Origin of the sequence: Bordetella bronchialis, assembly GCF_001676705.1 — a bacterium.
Taxonomy (GTDB): Bacteria; Pseudomonadota; Gammaproteobacteria; order Burkholderiales; family Burkholderiaceae_B; genus Bordetella_C; species Bordetella_C bronchialis.
The window spans coordinates 601,726-621,431 of record NZ_CP016170.1 but is presented as its reverse complement, the minus strand read 5'-3'; the positions used below and the strand labels follow the sequence as shown (position 1 = coordinate 621,431).

General features: G+C 67.1%; 17 protein-coding genes, 1 tRNA gene and 1 pseudogene. 6 read left to right on the top strand and 13 right to left on the bottom strand.

Translation table 11 applies throughout. The features are described from left to right. Nucleotides 1-100 precede the first annotated feature (100 nt). Nucleotides 101-1,192 (bottom strand): redox-regulated ATPase YchF, encoded by a 1,092-nt coding sequence (ychF, locus tag BAU06_RS02705; RefSeq protein ID WP_066344036.1) that lies wholly within the window; start codon nt 1,190-1,192, stop codon nt 101-103. Nucleotides 1,193-1,593: 401 nt separating this feature from the next. Beyond that, complete coding sequence (locus BAU06_RS02700; RefSeq protein ID WP_066344031.1) at nt 1,594-2,793, bottom strand: ammonium transporter; 1,200 nt, start codon at nt 2,791-2,793, stop codon at nt 1,594-1,596. Nucleotides 2,794-2,962: 169 nt separating this feature from the next. On the opposite strand from BAU06_RS02700, the gene BAU06_RS02695 reads away from it, so the two are divergent. Continuing rightward, nucleotides 2,963-4,225: a TIGR03862 family flavoprotein gene (locus BAU06_RS02695; protein WP_066344030.1), complete on the top strand. Its 1,263-nt coding sequence runs from the start codon at nt 2,963-2,965 to the stop codon at nt 4,223-4,225. A 109-nt stretch (nt 4,226-4,334) separates the two neighbouring features. Here the strand turns inward: BAU06_RS02695 and BAU06_RS02690 are convergent, their stop codons facing one another. The 9 genes and pseudogenes from BAU06_RS02690 to BAU06_RS02650 all read right to left on the bottom strand — a co-directional run bounded on the left by BAU06_RS02690 (nt 4,335) and on the right by BAU06_RS02650 (nt 11,693). Next, nucleotides 4,335-4,640: a hypothetical protein gene (locus tag BAU06_RS02690; RefSeq protein ID WP_082993492.1), complete on the bottom strand. Its 306-nt coding sequence runs from the start codon at nt 4,638-4,640 to the stop codon at nt 4,335-4,337. A 202-nt stretch (nt 4,641-4,842) separates the two neighbouring features. Continuing rightward, the gene (locus BAU06_RS02685; protein ID WP_066344026.1) at nt 4,843-5,610 is read right to left on the bottom strand and encodes a CPBP family intramembrane glutamic endopeptidase; all 768 of its coding nucleotides are present in this window, start codon (nt 5,608-5,610) and stop codon (nt 4,843-4,845) included. A gap of 2 nt (nt 5,611-5,612) precedes the next feature. Then, nucleotides 5,613-6,209: an aminoacyl-tRNA hydrolase gene (pth, locus tag BAU06_RS02680; RefSeq protein WP_066344023.1), complete on the bottom strand. Its 597-nt coding sequence runs from the start codon at nt 6,207-6,209 to the stop codon at nt 5,613-5,615. Between the two features lie 217 nt (nt 6,210-6,426). Next, nucleotides 6,427-7,047: a 50S ribosomal protein L25/general stress protein Ctc gene (locus BAU06_RS02675; protein WP_066344021.1), complete on the bottom strand. Its 621-nt coding sequence runs from the start codon at nt 7,045-7,047 to the stop codon at nt 6,427-6,429. Between the two features lie 118 nt (nt 7,048-7,165). Next, nucleotides 7,166-8,116 carry a ribose-phosphate pyrophosphokinase gene (locus BAU06_RS02670; protein WP_066344019.1) on the bottom strand — a complete coding sequence of 317 codons (951 nt, stop codon included), beginning with the start codon at nt 8,114-8,116 and terminating at the stop codon, nt 7,166-7,168. A gap of 102 nt (nt 8,117-8,218) precedes the next feature. After that, nucleotides 8,219-8,292, bottom strand: a tRNA-Gln gene (locus tag BAU06_RS02665). Then, on the bottom strand, nt 8,293-9,222 hold the full coding sequence (gene ispE, locus BAU06_RS02660; RefSeq protein ID WP_066344017.1) for a 4-(cytidine 5'-diphospho)-2-C-methyl-D-erythritol kinase: 930 nt from the start codon (nt 9,220-9,222) through the stop codon (nt 8,293-8,295). It abuts the tRNA gene before it with no gap. Nucleotides 9,223-9,239: 17 nt separating this feature from the next. Continuing rightward, nucleotides 9,240-9,815 (bottom strand): lipoprotein insertase outer membrane protein LolB, encoded by a 576-nt coding sequence (lolB, locus tag BAU06_RS02655; RefSeq protein ID WP_066344014.1) that lies wholly within the window; start codon nt 9,813-9,815, stop codon nt 9,240-9,242. Further along, nucleotides 9,812-11,693: pseudogene (locus BAU06_RS02650) on the bottom strand (tetratricopeptide repeat protein). Before BAU06_RS02650 ends, lolB begins: the two are co-directional and overlap by 4 nt. Between BAU06_RS02650 and mutM the strand changes: the two are divergent. Then, nucleotides 11,692-12,519, top strand: coding sequence for a bifunctional DNA-formamidopyrimidine glycosylase/DNA-(apurinic or apyrimidinic site) lyase (gene mutM / locus BAU06_RS02645; protein ID WP_066357761.1), 828 nt, complete (start codon nt 11,692-11,694; stop codon nt 12,517-12,519). The pseudogene BAU06_RS02650 and the gene mutM sit on opposite strands and share 2 nt — an antisense overlap. Nucleotides 12,520-12,657: 138 nt before the next feature. Here the strand turns inward: mutM and BAU06_RS02640 are convergent, their stop codons facing one another. Further along, nucleotides 12,658-13,563 (bottom strand): LysR family transcriptional regulator, encoded by a 906-nt coding sequence (locus BAU06_RS02640; protein WP_066344013.1) that lies wholly within the window; start codon nt 13,561-13,563, stop codon nt 12,658-12,660. Between the two features lie 173 nt (nt 13,564-13,736). Here BAU06_RS02640 and hmgA point away from each other — a divergent pair, with 173 nt between their 5' ends. Both hmgA and fahA read left to right on the top strand, forming a co-directional pair. Further along, nucleotides 13,737-15,071, top strand: a complete 1,335-nt coding sequence (gene hmgA / locus BAU06_RS02635; RefSeq protein WP_066344011.1) for a homogentisate 1,2-dioxygenase — start codon at nt 13,737-13,739, stop codon at nt 15,069-15,071. Nucleotides 15,072-15,244: 173 nt separating this feature from the next. After that, on the top strand, nt 15,245-16,561 hold the full coding sequence (gene fahA, locus BAU06_RS02630; protein WP_066344009.1) for a fumarylacetoacetase: 1,317 nt from the start codon (nt 15,245-15,247) through the stop codon (nt 16,559-16,561). Between the two features lie 178 nt (nt 16,562-16,739). Here the strand turns inward: fahA and BAU06_RS02625 are convergent, their stop codons facing one another. After that, on the bottom strand, nt 16,740-17,477 hold the full coding sequence (locus BAU06_RS02625; protein ID WP_082987935.1) for a FadR/GntR family transcriptional regulator: 738 nt from the start codon (nt 17,475-17,477) through the stop codon (nt 16,740-16,742). 151 nt (nt 17,478-17,628) lie between these two features. On the opposite strand from BAU06_RS02625, the gene BAU06_RS02620 reads away from it, so the two are divergent. Both BAU06_RS02620 and BAU06_RS02615 read left to right on the top strand, forming a co-directional pair. After that, a complete protein-coding gene (locus BAU06_RS02620; RefSeq protein ID WP_066344006.1) occupies nt 17,629-18,456 on the top strand; it encodes an NAD-dependent epimerase/dehydratase family protein in 828 nt (275 codons plus the stop codon). A gap of 214 nt (nt 18,457-18,670) precedes the next feature. Continuing rightward, nucleotides 18,671-19,702 (top strand): TRAP transporter substrate-binding protein, encoded by a 1,032-nt coding sequence (locus tag BAU06_RS02615; protein ID WP_082993490.1) that lies wholly within the window; start codon nt 18,671-18,673, stop codon nt 19,700-19,702. The last annotated feature ends 4 nt before the right edge of the window (nt 19,703-19,706 follow it).

Genomic DNA, 19,706 nt, shown 5'->3' with positions numbered 1-19,706 from the left:
CGCTCCGCAGACCGTATTGTTTACGCAACCCATTGATTTCAAAATGGGTCAACCTGTCCACCAAGCGCTACTGAGCGCCACCGAGATCCAGCAAAAATCCTCAGACGTTGAACAGGAAATTCATCACATCCCCATCCTGCACCACGTATTCCTTTCCTTCCGCCCGCATCTTCCCGGCTTCCTTCGCGCCCTGCTCCCCTTTGTACGCCACAAAATCGTCGTAGGAGATGGTCTGCGCGCGAATGAACCCGCGCTCGAAGTCCGTATGGATCACGCCCGCCGCCTGCGGCGCGCTGGCGCCGATGGGAACGGTCCAGGCGCGTACTTCCTTCACGCCCGCGGTGAAATACGTCTGCAAGCCCAGCAGCTTGAACGCAGCCCGGATCAACCGGTTCAAGCCCGGTTCGTCCATGCCCATATCGGCCAGGAAAGCCGAGCGGTCCTCTTCCGGCAGGTCGACGATTTCCGATTCGATGGCCGCGCAGATGGCGACCACGGGCGCGTTGCGCGATTTGGCGAATTCGGTCAGGCGGTCCAGCAGCGGATTATCGGTGAAGCCGTCGTCGTTGACGTTGCCCACATACATGGCCGGCTTGGAGGTGATGAAGCACAGCGGCGCGATCAGCGCGCGTTCTTCCTCGCCCAGATCCAGGCCACGCACAGGCTTGGCTTCGTTAAGCTGCGCGATGCACTTTTCCAGGATGGCCACCAGGCGCTGCGCGTCCTTGTCGCCGGAGCGGGCCGTCTTGTTATGGCGATGCAGGGCCTTCTCGGCGGTCTGCAGATCGGCCAGCGCCAGTTCCGTTTCGATGACTTCGATGTCGGCGATGGGATCGACCTTGCCCGCCACGTGGATCACGTTGGGGTTCTCGAAGCAGCGCACCACGTTGACGATGGCGTCGGTTTCGCGGATGTGCGACAGGAACTGGTTGCCCAGTCCTTCGCCCTGGCTGGCGCCGGCCACCAGGCCGGCGATATCGACGAACTCGACCGTGGCGGGCACGATGCGTTCGGGCCCGACGATCTCCGCCAGCTTCTGCAGCCGCGGATCCGGCACTTCGACCACGCCCACGTTCGGTTCGATGGTGCAGAAGGGGTAGTTTTCCGCCGGGATGCCAGCCTTGGTCAGGGCGTTGAAGAGAGTCGATTTACCGACGTTCGGCAGGCCGACGATGCCGCATTTCAGAGCCATGGAGAACCTATAAAAGTATCGGGGCGCCGCGCACGCGCGCCAGCGCGGCGGAGCTGCCCGATGCGGGCCGGAAAGCCCGGCCGCGATCATGTGGACTGGCGCGCGGGAAACAAGCCGCCCGGGTTGCCCGCAAAACCGCCGGTGATCGCCGCGCTCCGCCCGCCAGGAAATAGGCGATTTTAACCGGTTGCCGGGCCCGGCCATGGCGCATGGGCGCCCTGTCGGCTGCCGCGCCCCAGGTCGCGGCGCCGGAAGGCGTAGCGCCCCCGCAGCACGACGCACAGGCCGTGACCATCCGGCGACGAACGACGGCGCTGCCGAGCTGCCACGCCGGCGCCCGGCCGGCGCCTACTGCCGGCGCCCGTCAGGACGCGGCGGCCCGGCGGCCCCCACCAGGCGCCCTACCAGTTCGTCTCCCGCTCCGGCGTCGACGAAATCCGGTGGATCGACAGGTCCGCCCCATTGAATTCCGCCTCCGCGCTGACCCGCAGCCCAACGGTGGCGCGTATCGCGCCATAGACGATGAATCCCCCCACCAGCGCCACCACGATGCCGAACAGCGTACCGGCAAGCTGCGCCACGAAGGAAACGCCCCCCAGGCCGCCCAGGTCCCGCAGCCCGAAGATTCCCGCCGCCACCCCGCCCCAGGCGCCGCACAAGCCGTGCAGCGGCCACACGCCCAGCACGTCGTCGATGCGCCACTTGTTCTGCACCAGGGTGAACATGTAGACGAAGAGCACGCCGGCCACGGCGCCGGTCGCCAGCGCCCCGACAGGATGCATCAGGTCCGAGCCCGCGCACACCGCCACCAGCCCGGCCAGCGGACCGTTGTAGGTAAAGCCGGGGTCGTTCCGCCCCACCAGCCAGGCGGACAGCGTGCCGCCCGCCATGGCCATCAGGGAGTTCATCGCCACCAGCCCGCTGATCTTGTCCAGCGTCTGCGCGCTCATGACGTTGAAGCCGAACCACCCCACCGTCAGCACCCAGGCACCCAGCGCCAGGAAGGGGATGTTGGACGGCGGATGCGCGGCGATGCGGCCGTCCTTGTAGCGCCCGCGGCGCGCGCCCAGGAGCAGCACGGCGACCAGCGCCACCCAGCCGCCGAAGGCGTGCACCACCACCGATCCGGCGAAGTCGTGGAAGGGCGCGCCCGTTACCTGCGCCAGCCACTGCTGCAGGCCGAAATGGCCATTCCAGACGATGCCCTCCAGGAAGGGATAGACGAGGCCCACCAAAAGCACGGTGGCGGCCAGTTGGGGATTGAAGCGAGAGCGCTCCGCGATGCCCCCGGAAATGATGGCGGGGATGGCCGCTGCAAAGGTCAGCAGGAAAAAGAAGCGCACCAGCTCATGCCCGTTCTTCGCGGCCAGCGCCTCTGCGCCCGTGAAGAACTGGACGCCATAGGCGATCTGGTAGCCGACGAAAAAGTAGGCGATGGTCGATACCGCGAAATCCACCAGGATCTTGACCAGGGCATTCACCTGGTTCTTCTTGCGCACCGTTCCCAGCTCCAGGAACGCAAAGCCCGCATGCATGGCGAGCACCATGATCGCGCCGATCAAGATGAACAAGGCATCGGCGGCTGATTTCAACGTATCCATGGCGTATACCGGCGCGACTGCCGGGCTTGTGCGCCCGCGCGTCGCGCTCTGTCTGTCTCCGTATAAAAGCGCCCCGCACGATACACGAAAACGTCTTACACGAAGCCGAGCACGCGGCGCCCCGCGGCGAGAAAACAACGCAGGCGGGATCCGCTCTACACTGCCCGCCATGTCGCCTTCCGTTTCTTCCTCCCGTATCGCCGTGATCGGCGGCGGCCCCGCTGGGCTGGCCGCGGCCGAAGTCCTTGCCGCCGCCGGCCTGGGCGTGGACCTGTTCGACGCGATGCCCTCGCTGGGGCGCAAATTCCTGATGGCCGGCAGGGGCGGACTGAACCTGACCCATAACGAGCTGCTGGACGCTTTCCTGGCCCGCTACGGCTCGCGGCAAGGCGAGCTCGCGCCACTGGTGCGGGCGTTCGATCCGCGGGCGCTGCGCGACTGGGCGGCGGGCCTGGGCGTGGAGACCTTTGTCGGCAGCTCCGGGCGGGTCTTTCCCCGCGAAATGAAAGCCGCGCCGCTACTGCGCGCCTGGGTGCACCGGCTGCGGGAGAGCGGCGTCGTGACGCATGCGCGCCATCGCTGGCTGGGCTGGGACGACACGGGCCGGCTGCGCTTTGCCACCCCCGCGGGGGAACAGCACCATACGGCGCCCGCCGCGATCCTGGCCCTGGGCGGCGGCAGTTGGGCCAGGCTGGGCTCGGATGCGGCCTGGGTGCCGGTGCTCCAGGACCGGGGCGTCTCCATCGCGCCGCTCAAGCCCTCCAACTGCGGTTTCGACATCGCGTGGTCGCCGTTCTTCCGCGACAAGTTCGCGGGCCAGCCGGTCAAGAATGTCGTGGCGAGCTGCCTGGCCGCCGACGGAACGGCGCTGCGCCGCCGCGGCGAGTTCGTCATCAGCGAGCACGGCGTGGAAGGCAGCCTGGTCTACGCGTTGTCCACGCCGCTGCGCGATCGGCTCGAACGCGACGGCAGCGCGACATTGACACTGGATTTGTTGCCCGACCACAGCGCCGAGCGCGTGCTGGCAGATGTCTCGCACCCCCGCGGCGCGCGTTCGCTATCCTCGCACCTGCAAAGCCGCGTCGGCATTGCCGGCGTCAAGGCGGCATTGCTGCGCGAGGTACTGTCCAAGGAAGCGATGCTGGATCCCGGCCGCCTGGCACACGCCATCAAGGCCCTACCTTTGACGCTGCGCGCCACGCGGCCCATGGACGAAGCCATCAGCACCGCCGGCGGCGTGTCCTTCGACGCGATGGACGGCAATTTCATGCTGAAACGCCTGCCGGGCGTCTTTTGCGCCGGGGAGATGCTGGATTGGGAGGCGCCGACCGGCGGCTATCTGTTGACGGCCTGCATCGCCAGCGGGCGGGCAACGGCGCAGGGCTTGTTACGCTGGCAGGGCGCGCCGGGATCAGCCGAGGATGCGCGCTAGAGCCGGTGCGCTATGGCCGGATGTCGGCCGCGGCCGATGCTCGCCGTGGCAGGATGTTGGCCAGGGCCCAGGCCACTATGGCAGATTGAACGACAGGGTCTGCTGCAAGCTAAGGCCGGATGACCGCCGTCCCGTTGATCGTGATGCCCGGCCCCATCGGCGCGACCGGATATGCCGGCACGACAACCGGTTCGACATACTTCGGCGGCTTGCACTTGCGCTCTTCCTTGTACTCGCCGTTCTTCTTCCACTTGCGCTTGACCTCGCAGTCGCCGTCCCGGTATTTCTCCTTGTAGTTGCGGCCGTCGGCAATGACATAGCCTTCGCCCGACTCATTCCTATCGTGGTCGGCGCGGGCGGCGGCCCAAGGCAGCAGGGCCGAGGCGATCAGGCTGGTGGCGATCAGTTTCTTCATGGCGTGCGCGTGTGAATCAGTGGCTGGTGCCGCATGGTAAGAGCCCATCCATGCGCGGCCATGTCGCGACGTTACAGACCCCGACGGGCCATTGCGGTGCGGCGGGCACCCGCACGCGCCGTGACAAAACGTCGCATTGATGAGGCCGGGCACCGCAGACGCGTCGGCATATCGCGCGATTGCCGCCGCGCATTTCCACGGCCTAAGACACAACTTCCGGCGCCCACTTCATGAACGCCAGCACCAGCAGCACCGGCCCCGCGTTGAACATGGCGTGCATCAATACGGACGCCCCGATCCCGCGCCGAGTCCGCATCCAGCTCAATACCAGCCCGGTCAGCCATTGCGGCAAGACCAGCAGCGGCATCAGCCACGGCGGCGTATGGTTCAGGTAGAAATTGCCCAGGTGCATGGCGGCGAACACCAGCGCCGCCGCGTGCAGCACCCATGGGAAGTAGCGCACATAGCGGCGCCGCCAGTCCCAGTTCCACTCCCGCCGCGCGGCGCGGGCGCGCATTCCCGTCCATGCCACGACCGCCAGCACCAAGACCAGCAGCGTGCCGGTCCAGGCATTGGGCCCGCGCACCAGCGGCCAGATCATCAGCGGTACGACCCACAAGGCCTGCACGGGCCGGCGCAAGCCATAGCGGAACAGCATTTCCTCCACGATCGGCGCCCAGACGATGGCGGTAAACCACGGAATAGCGCCCATTTCCAGCTTGTGGTGCGCGCCGCCCAGCGTGGCGACGGCGACCGCCAAGGGCCCCAGGGCGAACAGGTTGATGCCCCAAAGCAGGGATACCCAGGCAAGCAGGCGGCGCAAGGGCACGGGCGGCTGCCAATCGGCACGCTGGCCGCCGCCACGCCGCCTCGGCGGCGCATGACGCAGGGAGGGACGCCGCAGGAAGCGCCAGAAGTCGGCGATATCGTCGCGCAGGCGCGGCACGGCGCGGCCCGGGGTTGCACGCATGTTCAGGCCTCGTTGGCGCGATGCAGTTGTTGGGTCGCGCGGGTGAAGTCGCCATCCAGCAGCATGGGCACGACGGCGCGGCAGCGGTCGATGACCGCCTCGATACCGGTCATTTCTTCCCGTCGGGGTTGATGCAGCACGAAGTCGGCCACCTGCTGCGCCAGCCCCAGGGTGCGCGGATGGCCGATGCCTATGCGCAGCCGCCAGAAGGCCGGGCCGCCCAGCGCGGCCTGGATGTCGCGCAAGCCGTTGTGGCCCGCATGGCCGCCGCCCTGCTTCAGCTTGACCTGCCCCGGCAACAGGTCCAGCTCGTCATGCAGCACCAGGATCTGCTCCGGCGTGAATTTGTAGAAGCGCGCCAGCGCGCCCACCGACTGCCCGGACCGGTTCATATAGGTCATCGGCTTGAGCAGCACGATGTTCTCGCCGCCATGGCGGGCCTTCGCGACAAAGCCGTTGAAGCCTTTTTCCATCGCGAAACTGGCACGCAGGTCGTCGGCGATATGGTCGGCCAGCCAGAAACCCGCATTGTGGCGGGTGGTTTCGTATTCCGGGCCGGGATTGCCCAGGCCGACGATCAAGCGGATGGGGACGGACATGGCTAGGATGGGGTCGCGAAACGGGAGTCAGGCGCAGCGCGATCAAGGAACACGCGCTCCGCAAATGAAAAACCCTGCGTATGGTAGTCCACACGCAGGGTTAGGCGTACATCGTGGCAGCCGGGCCGGCACGGTTGGGTCCATACCGACCCGCACCCGAGCCGGCCGCGCCTAGCCGGCCGCGCCTGAGCGGGCCGCGCCCAGGCCAGCCGCGCTATCAGGCCGCGGGAGCGGCCTCGCCCTCGCCGGCTTCACCGGCGTCGCCACCGGCCCCGCCCTTGACCAGCGCGGACGCCAGCACCGGGTTGGTGTCGCCGCCGTGCGCCAGGTAGGTGACGCCCTTGGGCAGTTGGATGTCGGCCAGGTGCAGCGAAGCGCCGCCGATCAGCTTGGACAGGTCGACTTCGATGAACTGGGGCAGGTCACCCGGCAGGCAGGCGACTTCGATTTCATTCAGCACGTGCGTGATGATGGCGCTGCTCAGCTTCACGGCCGGCGAAACTTCCGCGTTGATGAAGTGCAGCGGCACCTTGGTATGCAGCACCTTGCTCGAATCCACACGCTGGAAATCGACGTGCAGCACTTGCGGCTTGTAGGCGTGCCATTGAACGGCGCGCAGCAGCACCTGTTCGCCCTTGCCGCCTTCGATCTGCATATCGAGGATGGAGGAGTGGAACTCTTCCTTGCGCAGGGCGTGGTAGATCTCGTTGTGATCGAGTTCGATGTTCAGGGGCTGGCTGCCCGCACCGTAAACGATGGCGGGAACCCGGCCCGCGCGGCGCAGGCGGCGGCTCGCACTCGAACCCTGGACGCTACGCGCAGTGGCGTTGAATTTCATGGATAACTCCAAACGATGGGACACAGGGGCGTCCCGGTAAAAAAACACGGCCGCACCATGCGGACCGTGGTTTCGCATCCCCGCCGCGACCAGCGGGAAGGCAAAGAAGAAAACGCGGTCAGTCAGCGAACAGCGAGCTGACGGATTCCGCGTTCGAAATACGCAATATGGTTTCGCCCAGCAGGCCCGCGCAGGACAGCTGGCGGATCTTGCTGACCGACCGCGCCTGCTCGGACAGCGGGATGGTGTCGGTCACGACCAGTTCGTCCAGCTCCGAGGCCTGGATGCGGTCCACCGCGCCGCCCGACAGTACCGGGTGGGTGCAATAGGCATAGACCGCGCCCGCGCCGCGCTCCTTCAGGGCTTGCGCGGCCTTGCACAGCGTGCCGGCGGTATCCACCATGTCATCCATGATGATGCAGGTGCGGCCGTCGACTTCGCCGATGATGTTCATGACTTCCGACACGTTGGCGCGCGGACGCCGCTTGTCGATGATGGCCAGGTCCGCTTCCAGCTGCTTGGCCAGCGCGCGCGCCCGCACCACCCCGCCGATGTCCGGGGACACGACGACCAGGTTGGCGAAGTTGCGGCGCCAGATGTCGCCCAGCAGGATCGGACCGGCGTAGATGTTGTCCACCGGGATGTCGAAAAAACCCTGGATCTGGTCGGCGTGCAGGTCCATGGTCAGCACGCGGTCCACGCCCGCGACCTGCAGCATGTTGGCCACGACCTTGGCCGAAATGGCCACGCGCGCGGAGCGCGGACGGCGATCCTGGCGCGCATAGCCGAAATACGGAATGGCGGCGGTAATCCGGCCCGCGGAGGCGCGGCGCAGCGCGTCCACCATGACCATGATTTCCATCAGGTTGTCGTTCGTCGGCGCACAGGTGGGCTGCAGCACGAAAACATCCTTGCCGCGGACGTTCTCGTTGATTTCCACCATGACCTCGCCGTCGGAAAAACGGCCGACGGTCATCTTGCCCAGCGACATGTCCAGATGATTGGCCACATCGACGGCCAGGCGCGTATTGGCCGTGCCGGTGAAAATCATGAAACTTTCTTTAGTCATGATGCAGACGCTAAGGTCGTTTCGAACCCGAAACAAAAAAGCTGCTGAACCTGGGCCGGCAAGGGGGGCGTGTTCAACAGCTTTTTCTATAGATAGTTGGGGCTGGGGAGGAAGGATTCGAACCTTCGCATGCCGGAATCAAAATCCGGTGCCTTAACCAACTTGGCGACTCCCCACTAGCTTGCAATCCAGTGCCGCAACGGATGCTCGATCAACCCAGGACTCGCCTGCACCAACCGGAACCGCACGGGCGGTTCTTGCACTGCCTGCGACGTATCCGCCATTTTACTGGCGACGCGCATTGTAGCGGCTATTTCCTGCTCCGCCAAAACCGCCGCCTGCATGTCAGGGAATTCGGCGAACAAACACGCGCCTGAACCTGACATACGCGCAACGATTTCACGACCCTGGCTTCTCAACCACTGCGCGGCCCGGGAGACTTCCGGGAAACGCTGGTAGACGACAGGCTCCATGTCGTTCCGGCCATATAGCGCGCCGGAATCGGTCGAAGCGAGAAAGTCCGCTATTGTGATACAGGGCGTATCCCTTGTCAAATCGGGGGCGCCGTACACCACCGGGGTGGGCACGCTGGCGTCCGGCTGGGCGACCAGGTAGCCGCGCTGCGGCAGCGGAACGGCGGTCAGGATCTCGCCTATGCCCTCCGCGAAGGCGGACTGGCCGAAAATGAAAACCGGCACGTCCGCGCCCAGCGGCAAGGCCAGGCGCATCAGCTCGGCGCGCGACAGGCCCGTGTTCCACAAGCGATTGAGCGCGATCAGCGTGCTGGCGGCGTCGCTGGAGCCGCCTCCCAGCCCGCCGCCCATGGGTATGCGTTTTTCCAGGCCGATCGACACGCCCTGCCGCGTGCCGGTGGCCGCCTGCAGGGCGCGTGCGGCGCGCACCGTCAGGTCGCTATCGGCGGGGACGCCCGGCAAGGGCTGCACACGCTCGATCCGGCCATCGCCACGCGACTCGAAATGCAGGGTGTCGGCCAGCCCGATAAAGCGAAAGACCGTTTGCAGCAGGTGATAGCCGTCCGCGCGGCGGCCGACGATGTGCAGGAACAGATTGAGCTTGGCGGGCGCCGGGACGTCGTACAGATTCAAGGTTCGGCAGGGCAGGATCAGGAGGGATTGACGACCAGGCGCAGCAGGATGCGGCGGTCCGGCTCGCGGCGCTCGAGCACGAGCAGCTGCGGGCCAAGGTCATCATAGCGGGACAGCCGGGCCTGCCATCCGCCCTGGTCGAAGGAAACCGGACGTTGCGAGGGATCGCGCTCCACGTGGTTGGCCGGCGGTTCCGTCGGCAAGCGGCCCCGCAGCCAATCGCGCAGGCCCGATACCGGGATGCTGCTGCCCAGGGCGTCTGCGACGAGTTCGTCGGGATTGCGTGCCTGCAGGCGCGTGCCGTCGGATTTATTGAGCACCGCCATGCCGGGCCGGCCTTCCACCCGGGCCTGGGTGGATCCCAGCGGGTTGGTCAGGTCCAGGATGTAGCGCCGGCCGTCGTCCAGCCAGGAAAAGCCGCCCTGCAGCGCATCCTGCTTGCCGTCGTCCTGCGTGACGGTCAACGCGAAACGGCCCACCCGCGAAAACTCGCCCGCGCCGCCATTGCCGGCGATGCGTCCCGGTGTCACGCAGGCGGCCAGGACCAGGCATAGCGCCGCCGCCAGGACGGCGCGCCACCGCGACAGCGTCACAGGCGGACCCCCAGGCGCTTGATGGTATCGCGCAGGGTCTTGTTGTTGGGATCCTTGCGCGCGGCGGCGGCGAAGATGGCGCGGGCCTCGTCCTTGCGGCCCTGCATCCACAGGACTTCGCCCAGGTGCGTGCCGATTTCCGGCTCGGGGCGGCGCGAATAGGCGCGCTGCAGGAACGTCAGCGCGGCGTTGTTGTCGCCCATGCGGTACTTGACCCACCCCATGCTGTCCATGATGTAGGGATCGTCCGGCGCCAGGTCCAGCGCCTGGGTGATCAGCTCCAGGGCTTCCGGCAGGCGCACATTGTGGTCGGCCAGCGTATAGCCCAGGGCGTTGTAGGCATGGGCATGATCGGGATCCAGGGCGATCACCTGGCGCAGCAGGCGCTCCAGGTCGGCGATCTTGTCCTGGCGTTCGTACAGCATGGCCAGTTCGTATTTGATCTCCACCGTGTCGGGCAGGGCCTTGTCGGCGCCCGACAGCAGCGCCACCGCCTGGTCCGTGCGGTTGGCGTCGCGCAGGATCTGCGCCTTGGTCAGCACGCCCAGCACGCGTTCTTCTTCGTCCTGGGGCTGGGCCTGGTCGACCATCTTGAGCGCGGCGTCGATATTGCCTTGCTTGGCGCGCAGGGTGGCCTGGCGCATGCGGGCCTGATAGCGCATCGCGGGGTCGTCGATCTTGCCGAGTTCCGCGATGGCGTCGTTGTAGCGCCCCTGGTCCTCCGCAATGCGGGCCAGCAGGATGCGGGCATCGGCCGCGGCGGCGGGGGCGTCCGACGTGCCCGGCACCAGGGCGCGTTGGCGCTGGTTCTGCACGTCCAGGTACTGCTCCAGGAAGCCGCGCGCATCGTCCAGGCGGCCCGCCTTGTAGGCGAGCTGGGCCTGCATGAACATCAGGTCGAAGTCTTCGGGCGACCGGCGCGACATGGCCCGCAACTCGGCCAATGCGCCGTCATAGTCGCCCATATCGGACAGCTGGCTGGCCAGCATCAGGCGCAGCCGGCGAGCGTCCGGGTGCTTGGCGATGAAGGCACGCGCCTCCGCGACGGCCTGCTTGGGATCGACCTTGACGCCGTATTCCAGGATGCGCTGCGCGGCGGCTTCCGATTTGGGATCGGCCCGCAAGGCGGCCTGCGCTTCCTGCAATGCGCGAGCGTAGTCCCCGCCGGCCTGCGCGACATCGGCCAGGGCCAGATGCGCGGCGGGCAATTTGCGCACCGAGGGACTGAGCGCCTGATCCAGGATGGACAGCGCCGTTTTGCGATCGTTGATGCGGCCCAGGACGGCCAGCGATTGCGCGATGGCCGCCGTTTTGTCCGGCGCGGCGTCGATGCGCTTGCGCAGGGCCTCGGCCAGCCCGGCGGTCTGGCCATTAGCCGCGGCCAGGGCCAGCTCGGTGGCGCTGGCTTCCGTATCGGACGGGGCCAGGCGGGACCAGACGCGCGCGGCATCCAGCGCGCCCTTGAGGTTGCCGCCGGCCAGATAGAATTCCAGCGCGCGGCGCGCCACACGCGGGTCGGCGACATCCTTGGCCAGGCCCAGCATGGTGGAAGCGGCCGTGCCGTACATCCCCCGCTGCGCGGCGATTTCCGACGCCAGGATCCGATACAGGATGCTGGGGGTCAGGCGCACGTAAGGCAGCTGGCCTTCACGCAGGCGGATGACATCGGTTTCCTGACGGGGCGCCCGTTGTACGTTCGGCGCGATGGTGTCGGCGGTATGCCTTTCGGCGGCCTGCCCAGGCGCGGCCTGCACTCCCGCCAGCACCAGCATCAGCGCGGCGAACCCGTATTTGATATGCATATGCGACGACTTCACGCGTCCCGTCCGATAAATGGCACAATCTGTACACGCAACTGTTCATCTTACACTGGCTGATGCCTGAACTGCCTGAAGTCGAGACCACTCGACGGGGAATCGCGACGGTCATGACGGGCCGGCCTCTGGTCCAGCTTGTCGTCAGAGAACCGCGCCTGCGCTGGCCCGTTCCGGCCGACCTTCCCGCGACGCTTTCCGGCCGCACCGTCCTGGAATGCGGGCGCCGCGGCAAATACCTGCTGCTGCGCTTCGACCACGGCACGCAAATCGTGCACCTGGGCATGTCGGGCTCGCTGCGCCGGGTGCCGGAAGGCGAAGCGCCGCGGCGCCATGACCACGTTGAATGGATATTCGAGCACGCGACGCTGCGCCTGCACGACCCGCGCCGTTTTGGTGCGGTGCTTTGGCATCCGGCCGGCGCGGGTCCCGTCGAATTCCACCCGCTTTTGGCGCGGCTGGGCATCGAACCTTTCGACGAGCGTTTCGGCGGACAATGGCTGTACGACCATTTCCGCGGCCGCGCCGCGCCGGTCAAGCAACTGCTGCTGGCGGGCGAGGCCGTCGTGGGCGTGGGCAACATCTACGCATCCGAAAGCCTGTTTCGCGCCGGCATTCATCCGCGCACGCCGGGACGCCGGCTATCGCCCGCGCGCTGCGACCGCCTGGCGCTGGCCATCCGCCGGACGCTGGAGGACGCCCTGGCCTCTGGCGGCAGCACGCTGCGCGACTACGTCGGCGCCGGGGGCGAACCGGGCAGTTATTTCACCATCCATGCGGCCGTGTACGAGCGCGCCGGCCAGCCCTGCCGGACCTGCGGGACGGCGATCCGCCGCATCGTCCAGGGCCAGCGCGCCACCTACTATTGCGTGAAGTGCCAACGGGCGTAGGCCGGACATCGCGATCCGGGCGAAAGGGGGGCGACAGCCATGCCAGGACCGTGCAAAGGCGCGCCCCATACGCCGGCGTCGGTCCGCGCGCTTTCCATCGCTGGGTGCCGCCCTTGAAGTCCGGGCCGCCGGGCAGTATCAGCGTTGCGCGTAGGAATCGACGATCAGGGCACGCAGCCACTGGTTGCCGCCGTCCCGCTGGAAGCGCCGGTGCCAATAAAGATTGCTCTGCAAGGCGGGCACGCGCAGCGGTGGTGTCAGCAGCCGCAGGTTGAAGCGCTCGGCGGCGCTGTCGGCCAGCTTGCGCGGCACGGTGGCCAGCAGATCCGTCGTGCTGACGATGTAGGGCACGGCGGCGAAATGCGGCACGCTGAAATGGGATGCCAGCATCAGGCCCGCCTTTTCCAGCGCCTGGTTCACCTGGCCGTAGGGCGCGGCGTGCGACACCACCAGATGACGCTCGGCACGGAAAGCCTTCAGGCCCATGCCTTCGTGCGCGGTCGGATGCCCGCGGCGGAACAGCGTGGCATAGCCTTGGCGGAAGAGCATCCGCTGCAGCAGGCCGCCGCCCAGCCCCTGGAAGGCGCCCAGCGCCATATCCACGTGGCCGGCATCCAATTCGCGCTGCAATTCCGCCCCCTGCAGGCGCACCGATTCAATGCGCACGGCGGGCGCCTCGCGCGCAAGACGGTCCATCAGCCCGGGCATGAAGTGGATTTCTCCGACATCCGTCATCGCGACCCGGAAACGCCGCGTGCTGCTGGCCGGATCGAAGCCCGGCGAGGCTTCCAGCGCGTGCGCCAGCATTCCCAGGGACTCGGCCACCGCACCGGCCAGGTGCTGGGCGTAAGGCGTAGGCAGCATGCCTTGCGGCGTACGCACGAACAGCTCGTCATCCAGGGTGGCGCGCAGCCGGCGCAAGGCATTGCTGGCCGCGGGCTGGCTAAGGCCCATGCGGCGCGCGACGGCCGACAGGTTGCGGTCTTCCATCAGATACTGGAATACGACCAGCAGATTCAGATCGAGGGAGCGCAGATCGGGCATGGGAAGAATCGCCGGGATGGGCAGCGCGGCCGCCCCGCGAACCGGAGCGCGGCGCTATTCATAAACGTGATGGCCTACATTCTCTCATTCATCTAGCGTAGGCACGCCGCCTCGGTAAAAATCGCATTGGGGCCCGCCGCCACGGCCCGCCCTACAGAACACGGAGACACCCCATGACCTCTCTGCCCGCCGCCGCCGACCGCCAACCGCGCTATATGAGCGGATTCGGCAATGCGTTCGCCACCGAGGCGCTGCCCGGCGCCCTGCCCGTGGGCCGTAATTCGCCGACGCGCTGTCCTTATGGCCTGTACGCCGAACAGCTATCCGGTACGGCGTTCACCGCGCCGCGCGCGGAAAACCGCCATAGCTGGCTTTACCGCATCCGGCCCGCCGCGCAGCTTGGCCGTTTCGAAGCCTGCGCGCAGGCCGGCGGCTGGGCCAGCCGCTTCAATGCGCTGCGGGTCTCGCCCAATCGCTTGCGCTGGGGCGCGCGGCCGCTGCCGCAGGATCCCACCGATTTCATCGACGGGATCGCGACCGTGGGCGGCAATGGCGGCCCGGACGAGGATAGCGGCGTCGGCATCCACGTATATACCGCCAATGCGCCGATGCGCGGCCGCTATTTCTACGATGCCGACGGCGAATTGCTGATCGTGCCGCAGCAGGGCCGCCTGCAGGTGGACACGGAGCTGGGCCGCCTGGAAATCGCGCCCCTGGAAATCGCCGTCATTCCACGCGGCATACGATTTCGCGTCACGCTGCCCGATGGCGCCGCGCGCGGCTATCTGCTGGAGAACTTCGGCGCGCCCATGCGTTTGCCGGAGCTGGGTCCCATCGGCTCCAACTGCCTGGCCAATGTGCGGGATTTCGAAACGCCGGTCGCATGGTACGAAGACATCGAAGGCGACTTCGAACTGGTCGCCAAGTTCGAAGGCGGCTTCTGGCGCGCGCCGATCGGGCATTCGCCGCTGGACGTCGTGGCATGGCACGGCAATCATGCGCCATACAAATACGACCTGCGGCGCTTCAACGCCATCGGCTCCATCAGCTTCGACCACCCCGATCCGTCCATCTTCACCGTGCTGACTTCTCCTTCGGACACACCGGGCACGGCGAATATGGACTTCGCCATTTTCCCGCCTCGCATCCTGGCCATGGAGAACACCTTCCGCCCGCCATGGTTCCATCGCAACGTGGCCAGTGAGTTCATGGGCTTGATACAGGGTGTCTACGACGCCAAGGCGGAAGGCTTCGTACCGGGGGGCGCCAGCCTGCACAATCGCATGAGCGGACACGGACCCGACGCCGACACTTTCGAGAAAGCCTCCAACGCCGATACGTCCACGCCGCACTACATCCGCGACACCATGGCTTTCATGTTCGAGACCCGCCGCGTCATCCGCCCCACCGAGGCCGCGCTGGGATGGCCCGAGCTGCAATCCGACTACGACGCCTGCTGGCAAGGGCTGCGCAAGCATTTCGATGCGAACGGGCGGGCGGGCGGCTGAAGCGCCGGCGGCGGGTACCGGCCGGCCGTGCCGCCGATGGAACGCGCCGCACGGCCGCAGGACCAAAGCCCGCCGCGCCCGCGCGCATTGCACGGCGCGGAGAAAAAAGACATCGCCCAAGAACGCTACCTGGGAATCCCCACCCTGGATTCCCACACCTGGATACCGACACCATGACCGATTTGAATGAAACCCACGATCCCTCGCTGCGCGCCTGGCTGGATAGCGCCAACGACGAGACGCTCGGTTTCCCGATACAGAACCTGCCTTACTGCGTGTTTCGCCGCGCCGGCTCGCAGGAAGCCTGGCGTCCCGGTGCCGGCATAGGCGACCGCATCCTGGACCTGGCGGCGCTGGCACGTGCCCGGCCCTTCACCGGCGACGCCGCCCGCGCCCTGGCCGCCTGCCAAGGCTCGGACCTGAATGCGCTGATGGCCCTGGATGCGGGCTGCCGGTCGGCCCTGCGCCTGTCCCTGTCGCGGGCGCTGCGCGCCGGGTCGCCGCTGCGGCAAGACCTTGCCCCCCTGCTCGTCGCGCAGTCGGAGGCGGAGTTCTCCGTGCCGGCGCGCATCGGCGACTACACGGACTTCTATATTTCCCTGCACCACGCCACCTCGGTGGGCCGGCAATTCCGCCCCGACAACCCGCTGCTGCCCAACTACAAATGGGTCCCCATCGGCTACCACGGGCGGGCCTCCAGCATCGGCGTGGCGCAGCACTTCCACCGCCCCGTCGGCCAGACCCGTCCCGCCCAGGAAGGCGGCGTGCCGGGCTTCGGTCCCTGCGCGCGGCTCGATTACGAGGTCGAGCTGGGCGTGTTCATCGGCACCGGCAATCCGTTGGGCCGCCGCGTCGCGCTGGACGACGCCGACGCCCACATCTTCGGCCTGACGATATTGAACGACTGGTCGGCGCGTGACCTGCAGGCCTGGGAATACCAGCCCCTGGGGCCCTTCCTGTCGAAGAACTTCGCCAGCACCATATCGCCCTGGATCGTCACGCTGGAAGCGTTGGCGCCGTTCCGCGCGCCCTTCGGCCGCGGCGATGGCGAGCCGCAGCCGCTGCCTTACCTGTCCTCGACGCGGAATAGCGCGGCCGGCGCCCTGGACGTGCAATTGCGGGCCACGCTGACGACCGCGCAATCCCGGGCGCAGGGCGCCCCCGCCGCCACACTGTCGCGCAGCAATCTGCGGGACGCCTATTGGAGCGTCGCGCAGCTGGTCGCCCATCACACGGTCAACGGCTGCAATCTGCAGCCTGGCGATCTGCTGGGCACCGGCACGCTGTCCGGTCCGCAACCCGACCAGGCCGGTTCGCTGCTGGAACTGACGCAGGGCGGCAAGACGCCCGTCACCCTGCCCTGGGGAGAAACGCGCCTGTTCCTGCAGGACGGCGACGAAGTCGCGCTGGAAGCGGAGTGCGTCAAGCCGGGCTATCCGCGGATCTCGCTAGGCGCGGCCGTGGGACGGGTATTGCCGGCGCTGGATTAGGACGGGGAAAGGGACGCCGGCGAAGAGGCCCCTCAGGCCGGCATACCCGGCGCCGGCTGCGTACCGGGCACGGATTTCGAGGGACGGCGAAAAGTCACCGGCCTGTACGCGGGCCGCCGCCGCGGCAAGCTTGTACTCACATACCGACAAAGTTGTCATACGTCATATGACGTACTGCTCAGCGTTCCTGTGCGCGCCGCAGGCGCTCGCGGCTATTGCTCAGGTGCGTACGCATGGCGGCACGGGCGGAATCCGGGTCCTGCCGGCGTATGGCTTCGTAGATGTCTTCGTGCTCGCGATTCACACGCGCCAGGTAGGGCTCGCGCTCTTCATCGCCCAGCTTGGCGGAATTGATCCGCGTGCGCGGGATGATGGCGGCCCCCAGGTGCGACAGCAGGTCGGCGAAATACTTGTTGTCCGTGGCCTGCGAAATCAGCAGATGGAAGCGGAAATCCGGCGTCACCGTATCGCCGCCCGGTTCCAGCGCCGCCCGGAACTGATCCAGGGCTTCGCGCATGTGGGCCAATTGCTCCTCCGTGCGCCGCAAGGCCGCAAGCCCGGCAGCCTCCGTCTCCAGGCAGATGCGCAGCTCCAGGATGACCAGGATGTCGCGCACCGTGGCGATATCCGCGGGATCGACCCGGAAATCATTGCCGGTGCTGGGCTTGAGCGCGTACGTGCCGACGCCATGATGGGTTTCCACCAGGCCGGAGGCCTGCAGGCGCGACAAGGCTTCGCGCACCACGGTCCGGCTGACGCCGAAGGCCCGCATGATCTCGGATTCGGTAGGCAGCTTGGCCCCGGGAGGGATTTCGCCGCCGCGGATACGCGTGGACAGGTTCTCCACCAGCTCCTGCGCCAGGCTGCGAGGGCGGCGGCGCGCGGGAAGTTCGGCAGGCATGGAGGTCGTCGTCATAGGGATTTTCCTGGTCGCCCGCCCCGCTTGACGGGCGTTTGGCGGCGTCATTATACTGGCCGCGCGTTGTACGATGACTTATAAGCTACTCGATTGAACACCCAAACCGACGCGGTGTAAATACCGGCGTCGCGCGCCACACGGAGACAACGTGAGCCATCCGGCTACTCCTGCCCCCACGCAGACGCCCCGCGTCGCCACCCTGCTGCTGACCGGCGCGGCTGGCGGCCTGGGCAAGGTACTGCGCGAACGCCTGAAACCCTATGCCCACACCCTGCGCCTGTCCGACATCGCGGACCTGGGCGCCGCGGCGGCAGGCGAAGAGATCGTCCTGGGCAACCTGGCCGATCCGCAGGCCGTGGACCGGATGGTCCGCGGCGTGGACGCCATCGTGCACATGGGCGGCGTGTCCGTCGAACGTCCCTTCGACGAGATCCTGCCCGCCAACATCCAGGGCGTGTACAACCTGTACGAAGCGGCGCGCGTGCACGGCGTCAAGCGGGTGATCTTCGCCAGCTCCAACCATGTGATCGGGTTCTACCGCCAGGGCGAGGTCATCGACGCCGACGTTCCCGTGCGGCCCGACGGCTACTACGGGATCAGCAAGGCTTTCGGCGAGAACCTGTCGCGCTTCTACTTCGACCGCTACGGGATCGAGACCGTGTGCCTGCGCATCGGTTCCTCCTTCCCGGAAGCGAAAGACCGCCGCATGCTCGTGACCTGGCTGAGCTACGACGACCTGACCCACTTGATCGCGCAATCGCTGTTCACGCCCGGCGTGGGGCATACCATTGTGTACGGCGCCTCGGCCAACCGCGACAGCTGGTGGGACAACTCGCGCGCGGCGCACCTGGGCTTCCAGCCCAAGGACTCATCCGAACAATTCCGCGCCCGCGTGGAGGCGCAGCCGCCCCTGCCCCCGGACGATCCCGCCGGGCACTACCAGGGCGGGGCATTCGTCAAGGCCGGCCCTTTCTGAGGCCGCTTCGCCAGGACCCGCGGCGCAGGAGGGATAAGAACCCACAACCGTTTTTCCCAACCACAAGAAAACGCCTTACGCCGCGCCGGTTGTCCGGCCCATGCCCGAGCAGTGTTTTGCCCTGGGGCGGTCCGGCGGCACACAGGGCCTGACCGACAGGCCCGCCGCGGGTCGCGCCACAAGCGCGGCGGACGGCATCACACGGAGGTAGACAATGACGCTGCACCTCACGCCGCAAGGTACCCGCGCGGCCGGCTTCCTTTCCCGCGCCGCGCGCTCGGCCTGCGCCCGCGGCACCGTGGCCCTGGCCGCGCTGCTGGCCCTGCCGCTGGCCGCGCAGGCGGCGGAATTCCGCTCCGCCGACATCCATCCCGACGACTATCCGACCGTCCTGGCCGTGCGCTACATGGCCGACCTGGTCAAGGAACGCTCCAACGGCAAATTGACGATACGGATATTCTCCGGCGGCAAACTGGGCTCGGAGAACGATTCCATCGAACAGGTGAAACTGGGCGCGCTGACCATGGCCCGCGTCAGCAGCGCCGCCATGCACAACATCTGCCCCGATACCCGGGTGCCTTCGCTGCCTTTCCTGTTCCGCTCGACCGACCATCTGCACAAGGTGCTCGATAGCGAGCTGGGCGCACAACTGCTAAAGGCCTGCGAAGGCGCGGGCTTCGTCGGCCTGGCGTGGTATGACAGCGGGTCGCGCTCGATGTACACCCGCAACAAGCCCATCAAGACCCTGGCGGACGCCAAGGGCCTGAAGATCCGCGTGCAGCAATCCGACCTGTCCGTGGCCATGGTCGAAGCCATGGGGGCCAACGCCACGCCCATGGCCATGGGCGAGGTCTATACCTCCCTCAAGACCGGGCTGGTGGACGCGGCGGAAAACAACTTCCCCAGCTACGAAAGCGCGCACCACTACGAAGTGGCCAAGTACTACTCCCTGACCGAACACAGCATGACGCCGGAGATCCTGATTTTTTCCAAGCGGCAGTGGGACAAGCTGTCGCCGGAAGACCAGAAGATCCTGCGCGACGCCGCCCGGGAGTCCGTGCCCTATATGCGCAAGCTGTGGGCGGAACGCGAGGCCAAGTCGCGCGCCATCGTCGAGAAAGGCGGCGCGGAGATCATCGAAGTGGACAAGGCCTCCTTCCAGGCGGCGATGAAGCCCGTGTACGACCGCTTCGTCACCACCCCGGAGATGAAGAACCTGGTTCAACGCATCCAAGCGGTGCAGTGAGGAC